Source organism: Kitasatospora sp. NPDC036993, from assembly GCF_055607525.1.
On the sequence record NZ_JBVJRP010000029.1, the window covers coordinates 1 to 19,547 of the forward strand.

Genomic DNA, 19,547 nt, shown 5'->3' on the forward strand with positions numbered 1-19,547 from the left:
GCCCGGTTACATTCCGAACCCGGAAGCTAAGCCTTACAGCGCCGATGGTACTGCAGGGGGGACCCTGTGGGAGAGTAGGACGCCGCCGAACAATTATTCTGAAGAACCCCCATCCGGGAATCCCGGATGGGGGTTCTTTGCATTTTAGGATCATCTCACTCGATGGTGTCACTCTGTCCACCAGCAGGTGGTCCTAGGTCTACCCCGGGATTGGGGTGCCATGGCCAGTGTGGGTGGCGGGTGGTTCGTGAACACTGATGGAGGACGATCGGTACCGGCATCAGGAGCTTCCCGTGACAACAGTGAGTCGTACGAGCGGCGTCTCCGTACGTGCGCAGGCCCGGTCCGCCTTCGTGGCCGGCGGTGAGGGCCTGACGCGGCTGGTCGTGGTGTTGCTCGCCGCAGTGCCGGGGTTCGTGTTGCCGGTGATGGCCGCGGTCGTCTCGGGCGTGATGACGGCCCAGACCCTCCAGGGTTACGTCCCGGAGATCCTGGCCGCGCTGCTGGCGGCGGCGGTCGTCGGTTCCGTGGTGGCCGCCTCCCTCGTCCACAGCGTCGCCGCCCGTACCCGGGGGCAGGTGGAACGCTGGTTCGGCATACGGCTGCCGGCCACCTACGAGCCCCGGCCGGAGCTGGAGCTGGACGGTCGCGGGCACTGGTGGACGGGCTACACCTACCACCGCTCGCGGACGGTGGCGAAGTACGCGCAGGCGGTCCACTGGGGCCTGCGGGACCGGACCACCCGCGCCGAGCTGGTCTGGCTGGTGGTGAACCCGGTCCTCGCCGTGGTCCTGGTGGGCCCGGTCGCGGTTCTGCTCGGGCTGGGCCTCGCCTACACCCTGACCGGCGCGGTCCCCATGACCGACTTCGGTTTCCTGAGCGGCCGCGAGCTGTCCATCCTGGCGAGCCTCGTGCTCGGGGCCACCATGATCGTCGTCGGGATACTCGGGGCCCCACTGGCGGTCAGGGCGTACGCCGAGGCGGCCCGCCGCGTGCTGGACCAGGACGGCCGCGCGACGAACGCCCAGCTGACCAGGCGGGTGGCCGAGTTGACCGAGACGCGGGCGGACGCGGCGGGCAGCCAGGCGGCCGAGCTGCGGCGGATCGAGCGGGACCTGCACGACGGTGCACAGGCGCGGCTGGTCGCGATCGGGATGACGCTGGGCACCATCGAGCACCTGATGGACTCCGACCAGGACGCTGCCCGGGAGCTCCTCGCCGAGGCGCGTCAGTCCTCGGCCCGGGCCCTCCAGGAACTGCGGGACCTGGTGCGCGGCATCCACCCGCCGGTGCTCGCCGAGCGCGGACTCGGCGACGCGGTCCGGGCGTTGGCGCTGGACAGCGCGCTGCCGACCGAGGTCTTCGTGAGCCTGCCGGACCGGCCGGCGGCACCGGTCGAGGCCACCGTGTACTTCAGCATCTGCGAACTGCTGGCCAACGCAGCCAAGCACTCGGGGGCGGAGCAGGTGTGGGTGGACATCCTCTACCGGGCCGGCTTCCTGCGGGTCACGGTGACGGACGACGGCGTGGGGGTGGCGGATCCCTCACGGGGGACCGGACTGCGCGGGATCGAGAAGCGATTGGGTACCTTCGACGGTGTCCTCTCCATCGACAGCACGTCGGGCGGACCCACCACCATCACCTTGGAGTTGCCGTGCGAGTTGTCCTCGCCGAGGACCTCTACCTCCTTCGCGAAGGCCTGATCCGGCTGCTGGAAGCGCACGGCTTCACCATCGCCGCGGCGGTGGAGACGGGTCCCGAGCTGCTGGAGGCACTGCTGACCCACCGCCCGGACGTGGCTGTGGTGGACGTCCGGCTGCCTCCGACGCTGACCGACGAGGGCCTGCAGGCCGCGCTCAAGGCACGCCGGGAGATCCATGGCCTGCCGGTGCTGGTGCTGTCGCAGCACGTCCAGCAGCTCTACGCACGGGAGTTGCTGGCCGACGGCACCGGAGGGATCGGTTACCTGCTGAAGGACCGGGTGTTCAACGCCGGACAGTTCATCGACGCGGTCCGTCGGGTGGCGGCGGGTGGGACGGCGATGGACCCGGACGTGATCGCCAAGCTGATGCAGACCACCTCGCGCCGGCCCGGCCCGCTGCTGAGGCTGTCCCCACGCGAGCGCGAGGTGCTGGAGCTGATGGCCGAGGGCTGTTCCAACTCGGCGATCGGCGCCCGGCTCTCGGTGAGCGACGGTGCGGTGGCCAAGCACATCGCCAACATCTTCACCAAGCTCGAACTCGCCCCCGACGAGGACGCCAACCGGCGGGTGCTGGCCGTACTGACCTACCTCAACGGCACCGCGGGGCAGACCGGCTGACGACCCGGCCGGCCTCCGACGCAGGTCCGCGCGGTGCCGGGGGCCGCCGTCGGGCCATCGCCCTGTGACACCCCAGGCTGTGGGAACGCTTAAACAGGTGTACGAGTAAACTCCGATGGGCCGAGCCCGGAGGTTGCTCAACCGTCCGGCGGCCCGATCAGCGGTACCCGGCAGCCGAGGCAGCGTACGGCAGCAGCCGACCATCCAGGGGTTGATAGACGTCATGGCACGCCCAACGCTCACCAAAGCCCACCGGGGCCTGCTCGGCATGGTCGCGGCCGGCGCCTGCATCATCTCGGGTATCGGCTTCGCGGGCTCCTACACCGCGGTGCGCGATCTGGCCCAGGAGAAAGGTTTCGGCGCCTTCTCCTACGCCTTCCCGATCGGCGTGGACGCGGGCATCGTCGTGCTCCTCGCGCTCGACCTGGTGCTGACCTGGCTGCGCATCCCCTTCCCGATGCTGCGGCAGACCGCGTGGCTGCTGACCGTCGCCACCATCGCCTTCAACGCGGCCGCCTCCTGGGGCGATCCGCTCGGCATGGGCATGCACGCCGTCATCCCGCTGCTCTTCGTCGTCGTGGTCGAGGCCTCGCGGCACGCGGTCGGCCGGATCGCGGCGATCACGGCGGACCGCCACATGGAGTCGGTCCGGGTGATGCGTTGGATCCTCTCCCCGGTGCCGACCTTCCGGCTCTGGCGGCGGATGAAGCTCTGGGAGCTCCGTTCCTACGACGAGGTCATCCGGCTGGAGCAGAACCGCCTGGTCTACCGGGCGCAGCTGCGCTTCCGGTACGGCCGTGGCTGGCGTCGCTCGGCGCCGATCCAGGCGCTGCTGCCGCTCAAGCTCGCCAAGTTCGGCGTGCCGCTCGATCCGGCGCTGCTCGACCGGCTGGACGACGAGGGACATGAGCGCGAGGCCAAGGAAGGCCTGGCGGAGAAGGAGGCGCAGGGAACCGGCCTCCAGGAGAACCACACCGCCGCGGCCATCGCCCCCACCCCGGTGGTGGCGCACCCGGAGCAGTCCCAGCAGCCGCAGCAGCCGCAGCAGGCGGCGCAGACCGCCCAGCAGGCTCAACAGATCCAGCCGGGGCAGGCCCAGCAGGTCCAACAAGCCCAGCCGGAGCAGGCCCAGTCCGAACAGGAACCGGCCCAGGTGCCCGCGGCCGTCGCTCCGCTGTCGGCCGAGGTCGCCGCACCTATGCTCGCGAAGCTGGCCGCCGTGCGCCTGCGCGCCGCCCAGGAACCGGACGCGTCGGCGGAGGCCGCCCCGCAGCCGCGCGGCGAGGAGCTGAACGTCTGGACCGAGCGCCCGGTCCGCACCACCGGCCACCCGGCCGACGCCGCTCCCGGCGGACGGGTGCCCGGCCAGGCCTCGCCCTGGTTCAAGCCCCCGCGCCCGATCGCCGAGGAGACCGCCCCCGCGGACCCGGCCGGCCACCAGCAGCGGGCCGAACAGCCCGAGCTGGCACACCCGTCGGAGCAGCCGGTCCCGATGGAGCCGCCCGTCCGCGCCGAGGACCAGGCGTCCCCCCAGACGCTCGGGCGCCTCGACCCGGACCTCGCCTACGAGGCGCTCGTCTCGTACATGGACAGCCACGGCCACCAGCCCGACCCCCAGCGTCTTGCCGACTGGCTGACCCGGGAGTACGGCGTCACCGGGAAGGGTCAGGACGGTTCGGTGCATCCGAAGGAGGTCGCCGAGCTCTACCCGGAGCTGCGCGACCGCTACGTTGCCGCTGGAAGGGACTGACCGCAGGCCGTCAGCATCCGGGGCCCGGGTGCCCGTTGACGCCCGATCCCGCCGGGGCTACCTTCGCGTCAACAAACTGTTGAAGTGCTGGTTCGGCACGGAGGAGTGCGGATGACAAGGGGCGAGGCCGACGGAACCGGGCCCGTGGACGGGGCCTCCTTCTCCACCGCGACCCGTGCCGCCGTGGAGGCACTGCTCGCCCCGGTCGACGCCGATCTGGCACGCCGTTACCCGGGCGAGCCCGCGACCAGGCAGCCGGTGCACACCGTCTACGTCCCGGCCGACGCCTTCGGCGCCGACACCGTGCGGGAGTGGGGCCGCCGGGCCCTGGAAGCCCTCGACCGCCACGCCGCCACCCCCGCCGAGCTGGCCCGCGCCCTCGGCGTCCCCGACGACGAACTGCTGGCCGACGTGCACGCCCGGGTCCGCGCCAAGCTGGAGCGCGAGCCGATCGAGGACCTGCGGATCGACTTCGAGGACGGCTACGGCCCCCGCCCCGACGCCGAGGAGGACGCGGCCGCGGTGCGCGCCGCCGAACTGGTCGCCGCCGCCGTGGCCGGGGGTGGCGCGCCGCCGTACCTCGGCATCCGGATCAAGTGCCTGGAGGCCTCCGTCCGGGCTCGCGGCATCCGCACCCTGGAGCTGTTCCTGGCCACCCTGCTGGCGCACGGCGGGCTGCCGGACGGCCTGGTCCTGACCCTGCCCAAGGTGGCCTACGCCGAACAGGTCACCGCGCTGGTCCGGCTGCTGGAGGACTTCGAGGGCCGGGCCGGGCTGCCCGCCGGCCGGATCGGCTTCGAGATCCAGATCGAGACCACCCAGGCGATCCTCGGCCCGGACGGCAGGGCCACCGTGGCCCGGATGATCGAGGCCGCCGAGGGCCGCGCCACCGGCCTGCACTACGGGACCTTCGACTACAGCGCCGCCTGCGGCGTCAGCGCGGCCCACCAGAGCTTGGACCACCCGGTCGCCGACCACGCCAAGGCGGTCATGCAGGTGGCGGCCGCGGGCACCGGGGTACGGCTCTCCGACGGCTCGACCAACGTCATCCCCGCCGGGTCCACCGAACAGGTGCACGCCGCCTGGAAGCTCCATCACGGCCTGGTCCGCCGCTCGCTGGCCCGCGCCTACCACCAGGGCTGGGACATGCACCCGGCACACCTGCCGACCCGCTACGCCGCGGTCTACTCCTTCTACCGCGAGGGCCTGGCGGCGGCCGCCGCCAGGCTGGCCGCGTACGTCGCCGAGGCGGGTGGCGACGTGATGGACGAGCCGGCCACCGCCCGGGCGCTGAGCGGCTACCTGCTGCGCGGCCTGGACTGCGGCGCCGTCGACCCCGCCGAGGTCACCGCGCTGACCGGCCTGGACCGCGAGCGGCTGAACGCGCTGGCCGGCCGCTGACCCACGGCCGGCCAGCCCCGGCGCCCCGGCCGCAGCCTCCCAGTCGCAGCCTCCCAGTCGCAGCCTCCCAGTCGCAGCGTCCTGGCCGCAGCGTCCTGGCCCCCGGCGCCCCTGCCCGCGGACCCGTGACCTCAGAGCCCCGGGTCCCGGGACGGGGGCGGCCCCCGGTCGCCGCTCCCCCCGCCGCGTGCCAACTAGGCTGGCGGTGCCGCCCCGGCGCCCCGGGTGCGCGCCGCCAGCCGTCGCCGTCCTCGGGAGGACCGCCGCACCATGTCCGCCACGCCGGAGCCCACCGCCAGGCCGTACCTGACCATCCGGCGGGCCGGCAGCCACGAGATCGAGATCAAGAAGTCCCGGTTCATCTGTCACCTCGGCCGGGTCGCCGACGAGGAGGAGGCACAGGCCTTCATCGCCGCCATCCGCAAGCAGTACTGGGACGCCCGGCACAACTGCACCGCCTTCGTGGTCGGTGACGACCAGCGCCGCGAGCGTTCGAGCGACGACGGCGAGCCCGGCGGCACGGCCGGGGTGCCGATGCTGGAGGTGCTGCGCCGACGGGGCCTGACCGACACCGCCGCCGTGGTCACCCGGTACTTCGGCGGGATCAAGCTCGGCGCGGGCGGCCTGGTGCGGGCGTACGGCAGCGCGGTGTCGGAGGCCGTGGACGAGATCGGCCTGCTGGAGCGTCGGCCGGTCGCGCTGCTCGCGGTGACGGTGGACCACGTCCGGGCCGGGCGGGTGGAGAACGACCTGCGGGCGGCCGGGTACACGGTGAGCGACCTGGCCTACGAGGCCACCGGGGTGCGGATCGAGGTGGGCGTGCCGGAGCCGGACACGGCGGACTTCCACGTCTGGCTGGCGGAGGCGACCGGCGGCACCGCGGTGGCCGTCCCGGCCGGCCGCACCTACGTCGAGGTGCCGGTCTGACCGCACCGGCGGGCGGCGGCGCGGGGGCTCCTGGGACGGTCCGGGCGCCCCGCTCGGACGGCCCGTGACAGGCTGTTTCCCGTAACCCAGCGTCCGCGGCACGCGGAAGACCGCTTGAGCAGATTCACTCGAACGTAGTGTCGTAGCCCGGAGTTGGAACTTCCGCTCCGGGCCGTGGCGTTTCCTGGGCAAGGTTCCGGCAGAACCGGACGAAACCGTCGATGGAGGACACAGGACCCCACCCCGCACCACGGAGGTATGCGCATGACCTCAGGCCGTTCGACCTCGACTCCCCAGTTCGCGCTCCACCCGACCTCGAACCACTCGGCCCCGGACCGCCCGACTTCCAACCATCAGGCCTCGAACCACCCGATCGCGAACCGCGCCGCCCCGAACCGCGTGCGCTCGCACGCCGGCCCCGAGCTGCCAGGCCCCCGCGGCCTCGCGACGCCCTACCGGATGACGGTCACCACGGCCCTCGCGCACGCCGAGGCCGTCGCCCTGGCCGACGAGCAGCTCGCCTCCTGGCTGAAGCAGGAGGGCTACGAGGAGCCCCCACCGGCCCCGTACGCCCCCGTCGGGCAGAGCGCCGCACCGGACCCCGCCACCGAGCGGCTCCGCCTGGGCGAGCGCGTCCTGCTCGACCGGGACCGGGGCCCGCTGCGCGACGGCCCGGGCGCCGGCCGCTACGACCGCCGCCGCCTGCGCACCCCGGCTCCGCACGGCACCCAGCAGCTCACCCTCACTGTGGCCACCGGGTCCGACGGCGCGACCTGGGTCCGGCTGGAGGCCGAGACGCACAGCACCGGCAGCGGTGTGCGCACCCCCTGCCGGGTGCCGGTGCCCGAACTCGCCCGTTCGCTCCTCCCGCTGCTCGACGCCACCGACGGCCCGGCAGCCGTCCACTCCGCACCCCGGGTGATCACGGCCGACGAGGTCGACGCCCTGATCGACGAGCTGTGCGATCCCGAGCGCAGGCTGCCCACCGTGGTCGCCAGCGTCCCGGTGAACCTCCCGCTCGACCGCTGGGTGCAGGACGTGGTCGGCCCGCTCTGCCAGCAGCTGCCCGGCCTCGCCACCGTCTGCGTGCTGGACCCCGGCGCCCGCACCGGGTTCAACGTCGCACTGGAGTACCACACCGTCTACGGCGGAGCGGTGCGCACCTTCCTGCCCGAGGTCGACCCGGCCTCCCGGCAGGACAGCGCCCGGCATCCGGTGCTCGCCCGGGGCCGAATAGAGGAGGACCTGCGTCGCGCCGCCGGGCTGCTCGCCCGCGAGCCGCGCCGCCTCGCCGCGGACCAGCCGCTGCCGGCTCCGCTGGCGGCCGTCCCGGTGCTGCGTGTCCCGCCGCCGCAGCTCCGTCCGGCCACGGAGCGGGCCGCCGAGCAGGCCCTTGCGCGGACCGCTGACCTGCCCGCCGACCTGGCCGCCCCCCGCCAGGGCGCCGACCTGGCCGCGGTCGCCCGCGAGGAGCAGCAGGACCGCGCCGAGCAGCAGGCCAGGGCCGACGAGCTGGCACGGGTCCGGCACACCCTGCGCCTGGAGCGCAGGGACCACCGCGAGCGGGGCCAGGGCCGGGAGGGCCGCGACGGCCGGGACGTCAGGGAGGGCCGCCTCCGCTCCGGGGCCCGGGGCCTGACCAGCCGCCACTGCCTCACGCCGGTCACCGGGCCGGCCGTCGGCCCGCACTCCGCCGCCCGGCCCGCCGACCGCCGTGGCACGCCCGAGACCTTCACCGAGCTGATGGCCAGACTGGAGGAGTTCCCACTGGTGACCTTCACCGGCGACCAGAAGAACGCGCTCGCCCTGGACGATCTCCAGTGCGCCGGCGCCGGCTGGGCCCGGCTCGCCTGGGACGGTCTGACCGCCCTTCAGGAGTACGCCGAGGCGGCCGTGCGCGGCGCGGCGGGCGGGGACTTCAAGCAGTGGTGCGAGCGCACCCCCGAGGGCTGCCATGGCTTCCCGCCGCGCAAGGCGGTGCGCGGGGAGTCCCGGACGGTGTTCAGCCACACCAAGTGGAAGCGCGAGCGGATGCTGCCGGTGCCGGAATGCGTCGACTCCTCGCGGCGCGCGTTCATGGGCGCGCACCTGCGGATCGGCGGCGGTCGCACCGCGCCACGGCTGCACTACCTGGACGACTGCTCCGGCAGCGGCCGGATCTACGTCGGCTACATCGGACTGCACCTGACCAACACCCGCACCAACTGAGCGGCTTGGCTGACCGCTGCGCCCGTTCGGGGGACAATGTCCGGCAGGGGCGGGTCCACGGGTTCGCCGACCGCCTCTGGCAGGCGCCGGACGAGCATGGGGGAACGACGACCGATGCAGTACTCAGCAGACGGCCAGTCCGACGGAACCGCCACCGTCCAGTTCCCCCGACCGGGCTTCCTCGCCTCGGTATTCCGTGACCTCGGCGCAGAGGAGGACCGGGAGCCGGACGGTCCCGCCACCGGCCGCCCCGGCGGCGGGACGGCCGGTGGCGGCCCGTCCGGTGACGTCCCGTCCGACCCCGGGCCCGGCCCCGGCGGTGCGGGGGACGGCCCTGCCGACCGCGCCGCCGCCGACCGGGACCAGGTCAGCCCCGGCCCCGCCGAGCAGGGCGCAGGCCACCCCGGCCCCGGCGAGGCCGACCCGGACGAGGCGGTGGCGGCACACGCCAGGGCCGCCGCCCTGACCCACCACCGCACGCTCGCCGTGCAGGCCGAGCACGACCGGCTGACCGACCTGCTGCGGCGGGCCGCGCTGCCCGTCTCGGCCATGGACTTCGAGAGCCAGCTGCGCCACTACCAGCCCCGCCCCTACCCGGCCGACGCCCCCGGCACCGACGACCGGCAGGAGCCCCGTTGGGAGGACTTCGCCCCCGCCGAGCCGCCCGCGGCCGATCCGGACAGCGGCCCGTCCCGCCGGCTGCTCGACTCCGGCTACCAGCGGGAACTGGCCCAGGCCAGACTCACCCACCAGCGCGCCCTGCGGGAGTGGCGCACCCGCAGGGCCGAGGCCGGCAGCCCGGCCGCCGACGAGTCCCGGCGCGCCCACGAGGCGGCCGAGGAGGCCAGGGCCCGCGCCGTGCGCGAGTACAACGAGAGCCTGGAGGAGTGCCGGCGGGCCTACCGGCTGGCCGAGCTGGCCGCCGTCGAGTCGCTGCTGGAACGGGCGCTGGCCGCCGCCGAGACCGCCACCCAGGACCTGCCCGCCCCCTGCCGGGCGGTGTTCCGCCCGCTCACCCGCACCGCCGTGCTGGACCTCGACCTGCCGCCGCTCGGCCTGGTGCCCTCGCTCACCGGCTACCGGCTCGCCCCGGACGGCGACATCCTCCCGGTGCCGCGCCCGCCCGCGGACCGGGCCACCGACTACCTGCGGCTGGTCGCCCGGCTCGCCCTGCGCGCCCTCCAGGCCGCCGACGCCGTCGACACCGACGAGATACTCGCCGGCGTCGTCCTCAACGGCTGGCTGCGCGATCCGGCCATGACCGAGCCGCTCTGCCTGGTCAGCGTGGACGCCGACCGCGACGCGCTGGCCCGCACCCGGCTGCTGCCGCCGGGCACCCCGTACGAGGAGCGCGACGACGAGGGCGTCTACGCCGACGCGGAGCAGGACGAGGCCCTGGTGCGGCTGCGCCAGCTCGGTGCGGCCGTCACCCCGAACCCGTACGCGTGGGCCGGGATCCAGCCGGCCGCCCAGGCCGGGGCCACCGTGCCGGCCGCCTCCGACCTGTCCGCCAACGAGTTCGCCCAGCTGGTGCGCGACCTGCTGACCCGGGGCGGCATCGCGCAGTGGAGCGTCCGGCTGCGCGGCCCGGCCGGGCTGGTCGCCACCGGCGAGGGCGCGCCCGGCAGCTCGCTGCCCGGCCGCTGGGTGGTCTGGGCCTCCCGGGACACCGTGCCGATCGGCACGGAGCAGATCGAGACCCTGGCCGAGGCGGTCGGCGAGGAGTCCGCCGAGCGCGGCCTGCGGCTGACCACCGGAAGCTTCACCGACGAGGTGCTGGACCTCACCGCCGAGGCGAGCCACCGGCACCTCCACCTGATCGACGGCGACGGCGTCCGCGAACTCGCCGGCACCCACCTCGGGCTGCCGCTCGCCACCGGCTGCTGACCACCCCGGCTCCGGTCGGCCGGTCCGCCGGGAGCCCCGCCGGAAGCCTCACACCGACGGCCCATCCGGCGGGCGGCCCGGCACCCCCGGACCGAGGCTGGGGGAACGGCTCCCGGCCGGGCCCCGGCACCCCGGGTGATCACCGCCGTACGGGCGTCCGGTACGGTCGGCGGTCGTCCCGGCCACGGGCGAACCCCAGGGGGAGAGGAATGGGCAGAGCGTTCGGCGGACCACACGACGGCCCCGGCCGGCCGGCCGGACCCGCGGTGGAGCCGGCCCGATGACCGCGGTACTGGTCGCCGCCGCGGCGTTCCTGATGACCCTGGTCGGCGGTTTCGTCGCCCAGCGCACCCGCGACCGCCGCCACCTGGTGCTCGGCTTCGCCGCCGGACTGATGCTCGGCGTGGTCGCCTTCGACCTGCTGCCCGAGGCGATCCACCAGGCGCCGGGCGAGGTGCACGGCGTGCCGCAGGCCCTGCTGATGTTCGCGGCCGGCTTCCTCGCCATCCACGTGGTCGAGCGCGCGGTCGCCATCCACCGCGGCCACGAGGGCGAGTACGCCGCGCACTCCCACGGCCACCACGACGGGCACGCGCACGAGGCCGGGCGCCAGGGCATCGGGCTGACTGCCGCGCTGGCCCTGGTCGGGCACAGCGTGATGGACGGATTCGCGATCGGCGCGGCCTTCCAGGCCGGCACCACGGTCGGCACGGTGGTGGCCATCGCGGTGGTCGCGCACGACTTCGCCGACGGCTTCAACACGTACACGATCACCCGGCTGTACGGGAACAACCGGCGGCGGGCGCTGACCCTGCTCGCGGCGGACGCCGTGGCCCCGGTGTCCGGCGCGGCGATCACCCTGGCGTTCACCATCCCGGGGCACCTGCTCGGTCTCTACCTGGGCTTCTTCTCCGGCTTCCTGCTCTACCTGGCGACCTCCGACATCCTCCCGGAGGCGCACAGCCCGCACCCCTCGCGCAGCACCCTGCTGTGCACCGTGGCCGGGGTCGGCTTCATGTGGCTGGTGATCGGCTTGGCCGGCTGAGGCCCGGCTGAGGCGGGTACCGGCCCGTCGGTCGCCGAACCGGATGCCGTGCCCCTCGAACCGGACACCCCGCTGCTTGGGCGGGGCCGGCGCTCAGGCCGGCAGTCGCCCCCCAGCCCTCCGGCATCGAGACCGGCGCCGCGGTGATGGCCGGCCGCCGGGAGGCCCGGGAGCGCCAGAGCGCGAACACCCGGCGGCTCGGTTCCGGCGGTCTTCCTCGTCGGCCCGCCCTGGGTGGCCCGGCGCTGGGTCGTGGTGGTCGGCGTGGCCCTCGGGGCGGTCAAGTTCGGGCTGTTCTTCCTCGGCACGCACGTCGGGATGCCGGCCGGGCTCTCCTCCCTGGTGCTCCAGGGGCAGGCCGGCTTCACCGCGCTCCGTCCGGGGGGGCGGCCGGGAAACGCCCTGGCTAGTACCGCCTCGGCGGCCCGGCTGCGAGGAAACGGGCCTCGGCGGAGCGCAGCACCCGCAGCAGCACCTCCTCGTCGGCGGGGCTGACCTCGCCGAAGTACTCCTGCGCGACCTCGTCCCTGACCTGCCCGATCCGTTCCACCGCCGCCCGTCCGGCCTCGGTCAGCAGGATCCGCACCGCCCGCCGGTCGGCCGGGTCGGGGCTGCGTTCGACCAGGCCGGCCTCCTCCAGCGCGTCGACCACGGTGGTGGCCGAGCGGGGGGCGATGTGCAGTTGGTCGGCGAGGTCGCTCAGCCGCATCGCCCGGCCGGGCGTCTCGCAGCCGGGCACGTGGGCGAGCATGCGCAGGGCCCTGGCCTGGCCGGGGGTGATGCCGTACGGCTCCAGCCGCCAGCCGGTCTGGCGGCGGATCCGCTTGATCGCCCTGGTCATCGCGTCGGCCAGCTCGGCGGCGCCGCCCGGGGTGCCGGGTCGGGGGCCGGGGGAGGGGTCCGCCGGTCCGTCGGTCGGCGTGGTGGTCATCGGCGGTCTCCTCGGCTGGCGTCCGCCCCAGGGTAGCGGCCGGTCCGGGGCCCGCGGCCGGTGGCGGACGGCGATCGCGGAAATATGTTGAGCCTAGCTCAGTATCTGGGTTAGCGTTGCCTCTAGTGAGGGGACCCTAAGTTCCCCTCCCCGATCCTGGAGGGCCCATGCCCCGCTCCGAAGCCCGCGTCACCACCGACCGCCCCGGCCGCTACGCCAAGCAGCTCACCGCCCACATGGGGCGCAAGATCGAGGCCACCTACTCCGACGAGACCGGCCGCGGCACGCTCGTCTTCGGCGCCGGCACCGCCACCCTGGAGGCGCAGCCGGACGCCCTGCTGCTCACCGTCGAGGGCGAGCGCGAGAACCTCCCCGGCCTGGAGGACGTCGTCGGCCGCCACCTGGTCCGCTTCGGCGCCCGCGACGAACTCGTCATCGAGTGGCACCGGGACAACGGCGAGCCCGGCATGGTTCACCGCAACGAGGACCCCGAGGCCTGACGGCTCCCGGCCCCGGGCCGGGGCAGCCACCGGGTGAGCGCCCACAGCACCAGGACGGCCAGGCACCAGCTCGCCACGACGTCCAGCAGCCAGTGGAAGTCGCTCCACACCAGCCCCGCGCCCACCCCGAGCGACAGCAGCACCGCGGCCGCCGTCAGCCCCCGGACCGCACGCGGCCCCGCCACCCGGGCCAGCAGCAGCGCCGCCACCCCGTACGAGATCGCCGCGGTCGCGGTGTGCCCGGAGGGGTACCAGCCCCACTGGCCGGCCGTCAGCGGCTCCCCGAGCGGGCCCGGCCGGGCGAAGGCCGACTTCGCCGGGACCACCAGCAGGGGGATCAGCGCCGCCGTCAGCGCCGCCACCGGCAGGGGCAGCCACCAGCGTCCGGCCCCGGTCCGGCGCCCCCGCCAGGCGGCCAGCGCGCCGGCCAGCAGCAGCACCGGGACCGCAGGGACGCTGCTGCCCAGGTCCGACAGGAGGTGGCCGAGGCGGTCGGGCAGCGCGTCAGGAGAACCCCGGTGGGCGGCGCGGACCGCGTGGCGGACCGAACGGTCCACGCCGAGCAGTGGCCCGTCCGCCGCGACCTGCCAGGACACCACCAGCAACAGCACCGCCGCCACCACCGGCACGGCCACCGAGCGCGCCGCCCGGCCCAGGACGGCGGACAGCCGCCCCGGAGCAGGGGGGAGAGCTCCGGGGCGGCTCTGATGATCGCCGTTCCGTGCGCCCCGGGGGGTGTGGGTCGGACGGTCGGTCGATCGGCCTTCGGTGTGCGCCGCCCCTTCCGGGCCGGCCTGGTCGTCCTCGCGCGGCACCCGCGGAACCGGCCCCGGAGGGGGCCCCGCGGACGGCCTCGCCAATGGCTGGGGCTCGCTGTCCATCTGCGATGACACTACGTCAACAGCCCTTCCACGCCGAGTGCCTTCAGTGATTCCGCACATCATCTTCACCCTGCGCCGGGCGGCCTCGCGGGCGCCCCGTCGACCATGCCGGGACCGCTCGCCCGGCGTGCCCGGAAACCGAACGGCCCGTGCGGACCAGAGGTCCCCACGGGCCGTTCAGTGCTGTCCGGACAACCCTCCGGAAGGGGGTTCACGACCTGACGGGCGGCACCGCTCAGAGAGCGGCGAACGCACCCTCCAGGATGTCCAGGCCCTCGTTCAGCAGGTGCTCCGGCATGACCAGCGGCGGCAGGAAGCGCAGCACGTTGCCGTAGGTGCCGGCGGTCAGCACGACCAGGCCCTCGGCGTGGCAGGCCTTGGCGATGGCCGCGGTGGCCTCCGCGTCGGGCTCCTTGCCGCCCGGCTTCACCAGCTCGACGGCGATCATCGCGCCGCGGCCGCGGACCTCACCGATGCAGACCCGCTCGGAGTGGGCGTGCTTCTCCTGCAGGGCCCGCAGGCGGCCCAGCATGATCTCGCCGATCCGCTGCGCCTTGCCGTTGAGGTCCTGCTCCTTCATGGTCTCGATGGCGCCCAGCGCGGCGGCACAGGCCACCGGGTTGCCACCGTAGGTGCCGCCCAGGCCACCGGTCTGCGCGGCGTCCATCATCTCGGCGCGGCCGGTCAGCGCGGACAGCGGCAGGCCGCCGGCGATGCCCTTGGCGGTGGTGATCAGGTCCGGGACGATGCCCTCGTCCTCACAGGCGAACCACTGGCCGGTGCGGCAGAAACCGGTCTGGATCTCGTCCGCGACGAACACGATGCCGTTCGCCTTCGCGAACTCCACGATGGCCGGCAGGAAGCCCTTGGCCGGCTCGATGAAGCCGCCCTCGCCCTGGATCGGCTCGATGATGATCGCGGCGACGTTCTCGGCGCCGATCTGCTTGTTGATGGTGTCGATCGCCTGGGCGGCGGCCTCGGCGGCGGCGTTCTCCGCACCGGTCAGCCAGCGGTACGGGTAGGCGACCGGCACCCGGTAGACCTCGGGGGCGAACGGACCGAAGCCCTGCTTGTACGGCATGTTCTTCGCCGTCAGCGCCAGGGTGAGGTTGGTGCGGCCGTGGTAGCCGTGGTCGAACACCACGACGGCCTGGCGCTTGGTGTAGGCGCGGGCGATCTTCACCGCGTTCTCGACGGCCTCGGAGCCCGAGTTGAACAGCGCGGTGCGCTTCTCGTGGTCACCCGGGGTCAGCTCGTTCAGCTGCTCCGCGACGGCCACGTAGCCCTCGTACGGGGTCACCATGAAGCACGTGTGGGTGAAGTTGCCCAGCTGCTCGGTCGTCCGGGCCACCACGGCCTCGGCGCTGTTGCCGACGTTGGTCACGGCGATGCCGGAACCGAAGTCGATCAGCGAGTTGCCGTCCACGTCCTCCAGCACGCCGCCGTTGGCACGGGACACGTACACCGGCAGGGTGGTGCCGACACCGGCCGCCACCGCACCCAGCTTGCGGGCGTGCAGCTCCTGCGACTTCGGACCGGGGATCGCGGTGACCAGGCGGCGCTCCTGCGGGAGCGGCGTTGCGGCGCTCATGGGGTTTCTCCAGACTTCTCGGCTCGGTGCTTCGCAGGCTACGGCCGCCCTCCCCACCCGGGCACGCGCCACTCGGTAGCAGTGCGCCCTCCGACTTGTCCGGCACGGCCAGCGCGGGTGGTGCGACTACCCGCAGGCCGCGCTCCACTACCCTGAGCGCGGGCGTGTCGCCGGTACGGCGGCACGGGTATGGCGGCACCGACGGCGGTCGGGCCGGGCGGGCGAGGGAGCGGGGCCGTACATGGCACAGGGCGGGGCACACCACCACGGCGAGCGCACCGGCACCAGACCCCCGACCCCCCTGCCCCACCAACGGCCCGGCACGGCCGCGAACGGCCCCTTCGACCTCGCGGCCTGGGCGGCGATCCCGCGCGCGGAGGCGGCGCCAGGGATTTTTCGTCAGGGTTACAAGTGGACCGATCCCACCGAAGCGGAGGAAGCGAAGGTCCCCACTGGGCAGCTGTTGTGGCGTGCGGTCCTGAATCTCGTCGCCACTGTCGCGACCTACTACATCGGCACGTTCGTGCTCGTGTGGGTGGCCGGGCTCCTGGGATGGTTCGCCGGGACTTCACCGGAGCAGTTCAACACCGTCCAGGTCCTCATCAACCTGATCACCGTCAGTTGTGCCGCGGCGGTGTTCTGGCGCACCGGGCGGTGGCGCGAGGTCGGCCGCCGATTCCTCACGCGTTCCGGGTGGCGGAAGAACGTCGCTCCGGTTCTCGCCCGGGCCATCACTCACGAGGGGCCCGCCCCAGCCAAGCCGACTGCCCAATCTGCTCCGTCGCTCGTCGCCGACCCGTGGTTTGCCCAACGATCGGGCGGGGCGTCGACGGCGGCCGAGGCGCTGGACCGTGCGAATGCCAGTGACGTCGACTACGTCCGGATCCAGCGGGCGTGGGAGTCCGCTCAGGCAGATGCCGTCTTCCTTCCTGCTTTCGTCGATCAGGTGCTCGCGCGGGGCGCCGCAGCCTTCTCGCATCCCTCGGGGGCCCGTGACCTGTCGACCAGGGGTGCGTGGCATGACCTGCTGCTGCAACAGGTGAGGCTCGGCACGACACAGGATGTGTTGAAGAACCCGCACGGCCACCGGTCGACTGGATTCGCCTTGGATCCGGCCGTCCTTGGGACCTCGTTGCTGGCTGTCGGTCCTGCAGGAACCGGCAAGACGGTTCGACTCGCCCGTCCTGTCACGGAGTCCCTGTGCCTCCAGACGTTGGCCGGGACCGCGTGTGTCGTGGTGGTCGGAGCAGCGGACGCGGACCTCGGCCCAGACGGCTGGTACGACGTGGTGATCGCACCAGGCGAGCCGGGTTCGGTCTACGGGCTTGACCTCTACGGCGCGACGCAGGATCCGGACGAAGCGGCCGCCCGGCTCGCGGACGCGCTACTGCCGGACGAGCTGATTGCGCGTGCGGAGAGCGCCCGGACGACGCTCCAACAGGTCGTCGGACCGTTCAACACCGCTTACGGGCGCTACCCGGGAGTCCGCGAGTTGCGGGCCTTGCTCTGCGGTGAGCCGGACGTGATGGAAGCGCTCGTCAAGGTACTTCGTGCAACTGGCCGACTGTCGGTCTACGAGCGGGACCTAGACTATCGGCAGCGACAGCTGGAGCGCGCCGATGATCCGGGGATCCTCCTTGCGGATCGCTTGGCACTGCTCGACCGCCCGGCATTCGCGGGAGCCTTCGCCACGGACGGTACGGGCCGTTTGCCCTTCGCCATGCGGGCACTCGACCATCCGCTGAGGGTGCGGGTGAAGCTGCCGGAGCGAAGCCACCCGGAGGCCGCCCGGATTCTCTCCCGTCTCGTGGTGGGGCAGTTCGTCGTGGCAGCGGCTGCCCGTGAGGATCGTTCGCTGTTCGCGGGGCTCGTGGTGGACGACGCTTCCGCTGCCCTGGACGCGAATACCGTTCGTGGCCTTCAGCGGATGCGAGGTGCCAATGCAGGTGCGGTGCTGTTGCTCCGCACCTTGATGGATCTGCCTGAATCGCTGAGGACCCCCTTGTTCGGCGCGGTCGGCTGCCGGATGGTCTTCCCCGGAATCGCTCCCTGGGACGGGAAGTTCTTCTCCGAAGCGTGGGGCACGCACGTTGTTCACGAGACGGAGGTCACCCACACCCCCGACACCTCCGGTGGTGTGATCAGGCGGGCCGGGCGGGTCGGGCGGAAGGCGTTGTCGGGGACGGCGGCGCAGACGGAGTCGGTGACGACGCGGGACGTGGAGCGGCTGCGGTGGTCGCCGTCGGATCTGGCGCACGCGTTGCCGGCCGGGCACGCGGTGGTGTCGTTGACGGCGGTGTCGGGGGAGCAGGTGCCGCCGTTGCTGGTGGATCTGCGGGGGTGACGGCGGGGCGGCGGGGGAAGTCGCCTTCGAGGTGGATTCGGCAGTGCGGGTTGTCCGGAGCGTCCATAATGAAGGGGAGAGACCCTCATCGGTCCCGTGTCCCTCTCCTCGCCCGGCCGCAACGGCGCGGTCAGGTCGATCCCCCGAAGGTGCCATGCCCCCCACACTCGCCTCCGTCGTCCGCAACACGTCGCTCCATCTGACGGTCCTCGCCGGTGCGGATCACCTGGAGCGGCCGGTCCGCTGGGTGCACACCAGTGAGCTGGACGATCCGACGCCGTTCCTGGAGGGTGGCGAGCTGCTGCTCACCACCGGTATCAAGCTGGGCCGTACGGCGGCGCGGTTGCAGGCGTACGTGCACCGGCTTGCCGATGCCGGGGTGGTGGGGCTGGGGCTCGGGGTGGGGCTGTCGCACACCGAGGTGCCGCAGCCGCTGGTGGACGCGGCGGCGCAGCGCGGGCTGCTGCTGCTGCGGGTGCCGGAGCCGACGCCGTTCATCGCGATCAGCAAGGTGGTGTCGGCGGCGCTGGCCGCGGAGCAGTACGAGGCGGTGACGACCAGCTTCGAGGCGCAGGAGGAGCTGACCAGGGCGGCGCTCGGCAAGGACGGCACGACGGCGGTGGTGCGTCGGCTGGCGGCCCGGCTGGGGGGCTGGGCGGCGCTGTACGACGGGTCGGGCGCGCTGTCGGTGGTGGCTCCGGACTGGGCGGCGCGCCGGGCCGGGCGGCTGGCGGCGGAGGTGGACCGGCTGCGTCGGCGGCCGGCGCCGTCGAGTGCGGCGCTGCAGGGGCGCGCGCCGGGGATAGACACGGCGGACGAGGACTACGTGGTGGTCCAGTCGCTGGGGGCGGACCGGCGGGCCCGGGGCTTCCTGGCGGTGGGGACCGAGGACCGGATCACGCCGACCGAGCGGTACGTGCTGAACGCGGCGGTGGCGCTGCTGACCCTCACCCTGGAGCGTTCGCGGGAGCTGCGGCAGGCCGAGGAGCGGATGGGCGCGGCGCTGCTGCGGATGGTGCTGGCCGGTGAGGTGGCGACGGCCCGCCAGGTGGCGGTGGGGCTGTTCGGGGGAATGCCCGAGGGGACGATACGGGTCCTGGTGGCCGGGGTCGGTGCGGCGAACGCGGATTCCGCCGAGTCGCTCGGGGAACTGGGCGACCGGGCCGAGCAGGCGGGTGCCCGGGTGGGCGAGAAGCTGTTGGTGGCGCGGGAGGACGGGGCGCACGGGCCGCGGCTGATGGTGCTGGCGCTGGACAACGGCGCGGTGCACCGGGCCTGCCTGGGGGCGGTGGAGGAGCACGAGGGCCTGTCGCTGGGGGTGTCGGCGCCGGCCGCGCTGGAGGAGGCAGGGACGGCGCACGCGCAGGCCGAGCGGGCGCTGGCGGTGGCGCTGCGTGGTGGCCGCAGGTCGGTGGACCACGAGGAGGTCGGCGCGGGGTCGCTGCTGCCGCTGCTCGGCGAGGACGCGGTGACGGCCTTCGCGGAGGGGCTGCTGCGGCCGCTGCGGGATCACGACCGGACGGCCCGCGGGGACCTGGTGGCCTCGCTGCGGGCGTGGTTGTCCCGGCACGGCCAGTGGGACGCGGCCGCGGCGGACCTGGGCGTGCACCGGCACACGCTGCGCTACCGGATGCGCCGGGTCGAGGAGCTGCTGGGCCGCTCGCTGGACGACACGGACGTGCGGATGGAGCTGTGGCTGGCGCTCCGCTCCGGCGAGGAGTAGGCCCCTGAGGCGTCCTCGGGGCCCCGGCGTGACGCGGAC

Annotated in this window: 14 protein-coding genes, 1 rRNA gene and 1 pseudogene; 13 read left to right on the forward strand and 3 right to left on the reverse strand. The window is 73.9% G+C overall.

Annotated features, from left to right (window positions below; translation table 11 throughout):
- From rrf to ACZ7C5_RS36115, 10 genes and pseudogenes are all read left to right on the forward strand, one after another.
- Nucleotides 1-91 (forward strand): 5S ribosomal RNA (rrf, locus tag ACZ7C5_RS36070); the annotation flags it as partial.
- Nucleotides 92-293: 202 nt separating this feature from the next.
- On the forward strand, nt 294-1,703 hold the full coding sequence (locus ACZ7C5_RS36075; protein WP_401092724.1) for a sensor histidine kinase: 1,410 nt from the start codon (nt 294-296) through the stop codon (nt 1,701-1,703).
- The gene (locus ACZ7C5_RS36080; protein WP_470324298.1) at nt 1,655-2,320 is read left to right on the forward strand and encodes a response regulator transcription factor; all 666 of its coding nucleotides are present in this window, start codon (nt 1,655-1,657) and stop codon (nt 2,318-2,320) included. The genes ACZ7C5_RS36075 and ACZ7C5_RS36080 overlap by 49 nt, the downstream gene beginning before the upstream one ends.
- 223 nt (nt 2,321-2,543) lie before the next feature.
- Nucleotides 2,544-4,070, forward strand: a complete 1,527-nt coding sequence (locus ACZ7C5_RS36085) for a DUF2637 domain-containing protein (protein ID WP_470324299.1) — start codon at nt 2,544-2,546, stop codon at nt 4,068-4,070.
- A gap of 111 nt (nt 4,071-4,181) precedes the next feature.
- The gene (locus ACZ7C5_RS36090) at nt 4,182-5,471 is read left to right on the forward strand and encodes a DUF6986 family protein (protein ID WP_470324300.1); all 1,290 of its coding nucleotides are present in this window, start codon (nt 4,182-4,184) and stop codon (nt 5,469-5,471) included.
- A gap of 270 nt (nt 5,472-5,741) precedes the next feature.
- Entirely contained in the window at nt 5,742-6,398 is a 657-nt protein-coding gene (locus tag ACZ7C5_RS36095) for a YigZ family protein (protein ID WP_401092718.1), read from the forward strand.
- Nucleotides 6,399-6,662: 264 nt separating this feature from the next.
- The gene (locus tag ACZ7C5_RS36100; RefSeq protein ID WP_470324301.1) at nt 6,663-8,606 is read left to right on the forward strand and encodes a hypothetical protein; all 1,944 of its coding nucleotides are present in this window, start codon (nt 6,663-6,665) and stop codon (nt 8,604-8,606) included.
- Nucleotides 8,607-8,720: 114 nt separating this feature from the next.
- Entirely contained in the window at nt 8,721-10,493 is a 1,773-nt protein-coding gene (locus ACZ7C5_RS36105; RefSeq protein ID WP_470324302.1) for a restriction endonuclease, read from the forward strand.
- A 280-nt stretch (nt 10,494-10,773) separates the two neighbouring features.
- Nucleotides 10,774-11,538, forward strand: coding sequence for a ZIP family metal transporter (locus ACZ7C5_RS36110; protein ID WP_470324303.1), 765 nt, complete (start codon nt 10,774-10,776; stop codon nt 11,536-11,538).
- A 198-nt stretch (nt 11,539-11,736) separates the two neighbouring features.
- A pseudogene (locus tag ACZ7C5_RS36115) lies at nt 11,737-11,913 on the forward strand (EamA family transporter); the annotation flags it as partial.
- Between the two features lie 31 nt (nt 11,914-11,944).
- Here the strand turns inward: ACZ7C5_RS36115 and ACZ7C5_RS36120 are convergent.
- Nucleotides 11,945-12,469: a MarR family winged helix-turn-helix transcriptional regulator gene (locus ACZ7C5_RS36120; RefSeq protein ID WP_470324304.1), complete on the reverse strand. Its 525-nt coding sequence runs from the start codon at nt 12,467-12,469 to the stop codon at nt 11,945-11,947.
- Nucleotides 12,470-12,636: 167 nt separating this feature from the next.
- Between ACZ7C5_RS36120 and ACZ7C5_RS36125 the strand changes: the two genes are divergently transcribed.
- Nucleotides 12,637-12,969, forward strand: a complete 333-nt coding sequence (locus ACZ7C5_RS36125) for a DUF2218 domain-containing protein (RefSeq protein WP_188301473.1) — start codon at nt 12,637-12,639, stop codon at nt 12,967-12,969.
- Here the strand turns inward: ACZ7C5_RS36125 and ACZ7C5_RS36130 are convergent.
- Both ACZ7C5_RS36130 and gabT read right to left on the reverse strand, forming a co-directional pair.
- Entirely contained in the window at nt 12,942-13,604 is a 663-nt protein-coding gene (locus ACZ7C5_RS36130) for a phosphatase PAP2 family protein (protein ID WP_470324305.1), read from the reverse strand. The genes ACZ7C5_RS36125 and ACZ7C5_RS36130 overlap by 28 nt on opposite strands.
- A 481-nt stretch (nt 13,605-14,085) precedes the next feature.
- Nucleotides 14,086-15,441 carry a 4-aminobutyrate--2-oxoglutarate transaminase gene (gene gabT / locus ACZ7C5_RS36135; protein ID WP_188301475.1) on the reverse strand — a complete coding sequence of 452 codons (1,356 nt, stop codon included), beginning with the start codon at nt 15,439-15,441 and terminating at the stop codon, nt 14,086-14,088.
- A 241-nt stretch (nt 15,442-15,682) separates the two neighbouring features.
- Here gabT and ACZ7C5_RS36140 point away from each other — a divergent pair, with 241 nt between their 5' ends.
- Together ACZ7C5_RS36140 and ACZ7C5_RS36145 are read left to right on the forward strand one after the other, a co-directional pair.
- Entirely contained in the window at nt 15,683-17,785 is a 2,103-nt protein-coding gene (locus ACZ7C5_RS36140) for an ATP-binding protein (protein ID WP_470324306.1), read from the forward strand.
- Nucleotides 17,786-17,939: 154 nt separating this feature from the next.
- Nucleotides 17,940-19,508, forward strand: coding sequence for a PucR family transcriptional regulator (locus ACZ7C5_RS36145; RefSeq protein WP_470324307.1), 1,569 nt, complete (start codon nt 17,940-17,942; stop codon nt 19,506-19,508).
- Nucleotides 19,509-19,547 lie beyond the last annotated feature (39 nt).

Bases quoted from the DNA above. Each gene is read 5' to 3' on its own strand.
- ACZ7C5_RS36085 (WP_470324299.1), top strand. From the start codon at position 2,544: ATGGCACGCCCAACGCTCACCAAAGCCCACCGGGGCCTGCTCGGCATG.
- ACZ7C5_RS36090 (WP_470324300.1), top strand. From the start codon at position 4,182: ATGACAAGGGGCGAGGCCGACGGAACCGGGCCCGTGGACGGGGCCTCC.
- ACZ7C5_RS36095 (WP_401092718.1), top strand. From the start codon at position 5,742: ATGTCCGCCACGCCGGAGCCCACCGCCAGGCCGTACCTGACCATCCGG.
- ACZ7C5_RS36100 (WP_470324301.1), top strand. From the start codon at position 6,663: ATGACCTCAGGCCGTTCGACCTCGACTCCCCAGTTCGCGCTCCACCCG.
- ACZ7C5_RS36105 (WP_470324302.1), top strand. From the start codon at position 8,721: ATGCAGTACTCAGCAGACGGCCAGTCCGACGGAACCGCCACCGTCCAG.
- ACZ7C5_RS36110 (WP_470324303.1), top strand. From the start codon at position 10,774: ATGACCGCGGTACTGGTCGCCGCCGCGGCGTTCCTGATGACCCTGGTC.
- ACZ7C5_RS36120 (WP_470324304.1), bottom strand. From the start codon at position 12,469: ATGACCACCACGCCGACCGACGGACCGGCGGACCCCTCCCCCGGCCCC.
- ACZ7C5_RS36125 (WP_188301473.1), top strand. From the start codon at position 12,637: ATGCCCCGCTCCGAAGCCCGCGTCACCACCGACCGCCCCGGCCGCTAC.
- gabT (WP_188301475.1), bottom strand. From the start codon at position 15,441: ATGAGCGCCGCAACGCCGCTCCCGCAGGAGCGCCGCCTGGTCACCGCG.
- ACZ7C5_RS36140 (WP_470324306.1), top strand. From the start codon at position 15,683: ATGGCACAGGGCGGGGCACACCACCACGGCGAGCGCACCGGCACCAGA.
- ACZ7C5_RS36145 (WP_470324307.1), top strand. From the start codon at position 17,940: ATGCCCCCCACACTCGCCTCCGTCGTCCGCAACACGTCGCTCCATCTG.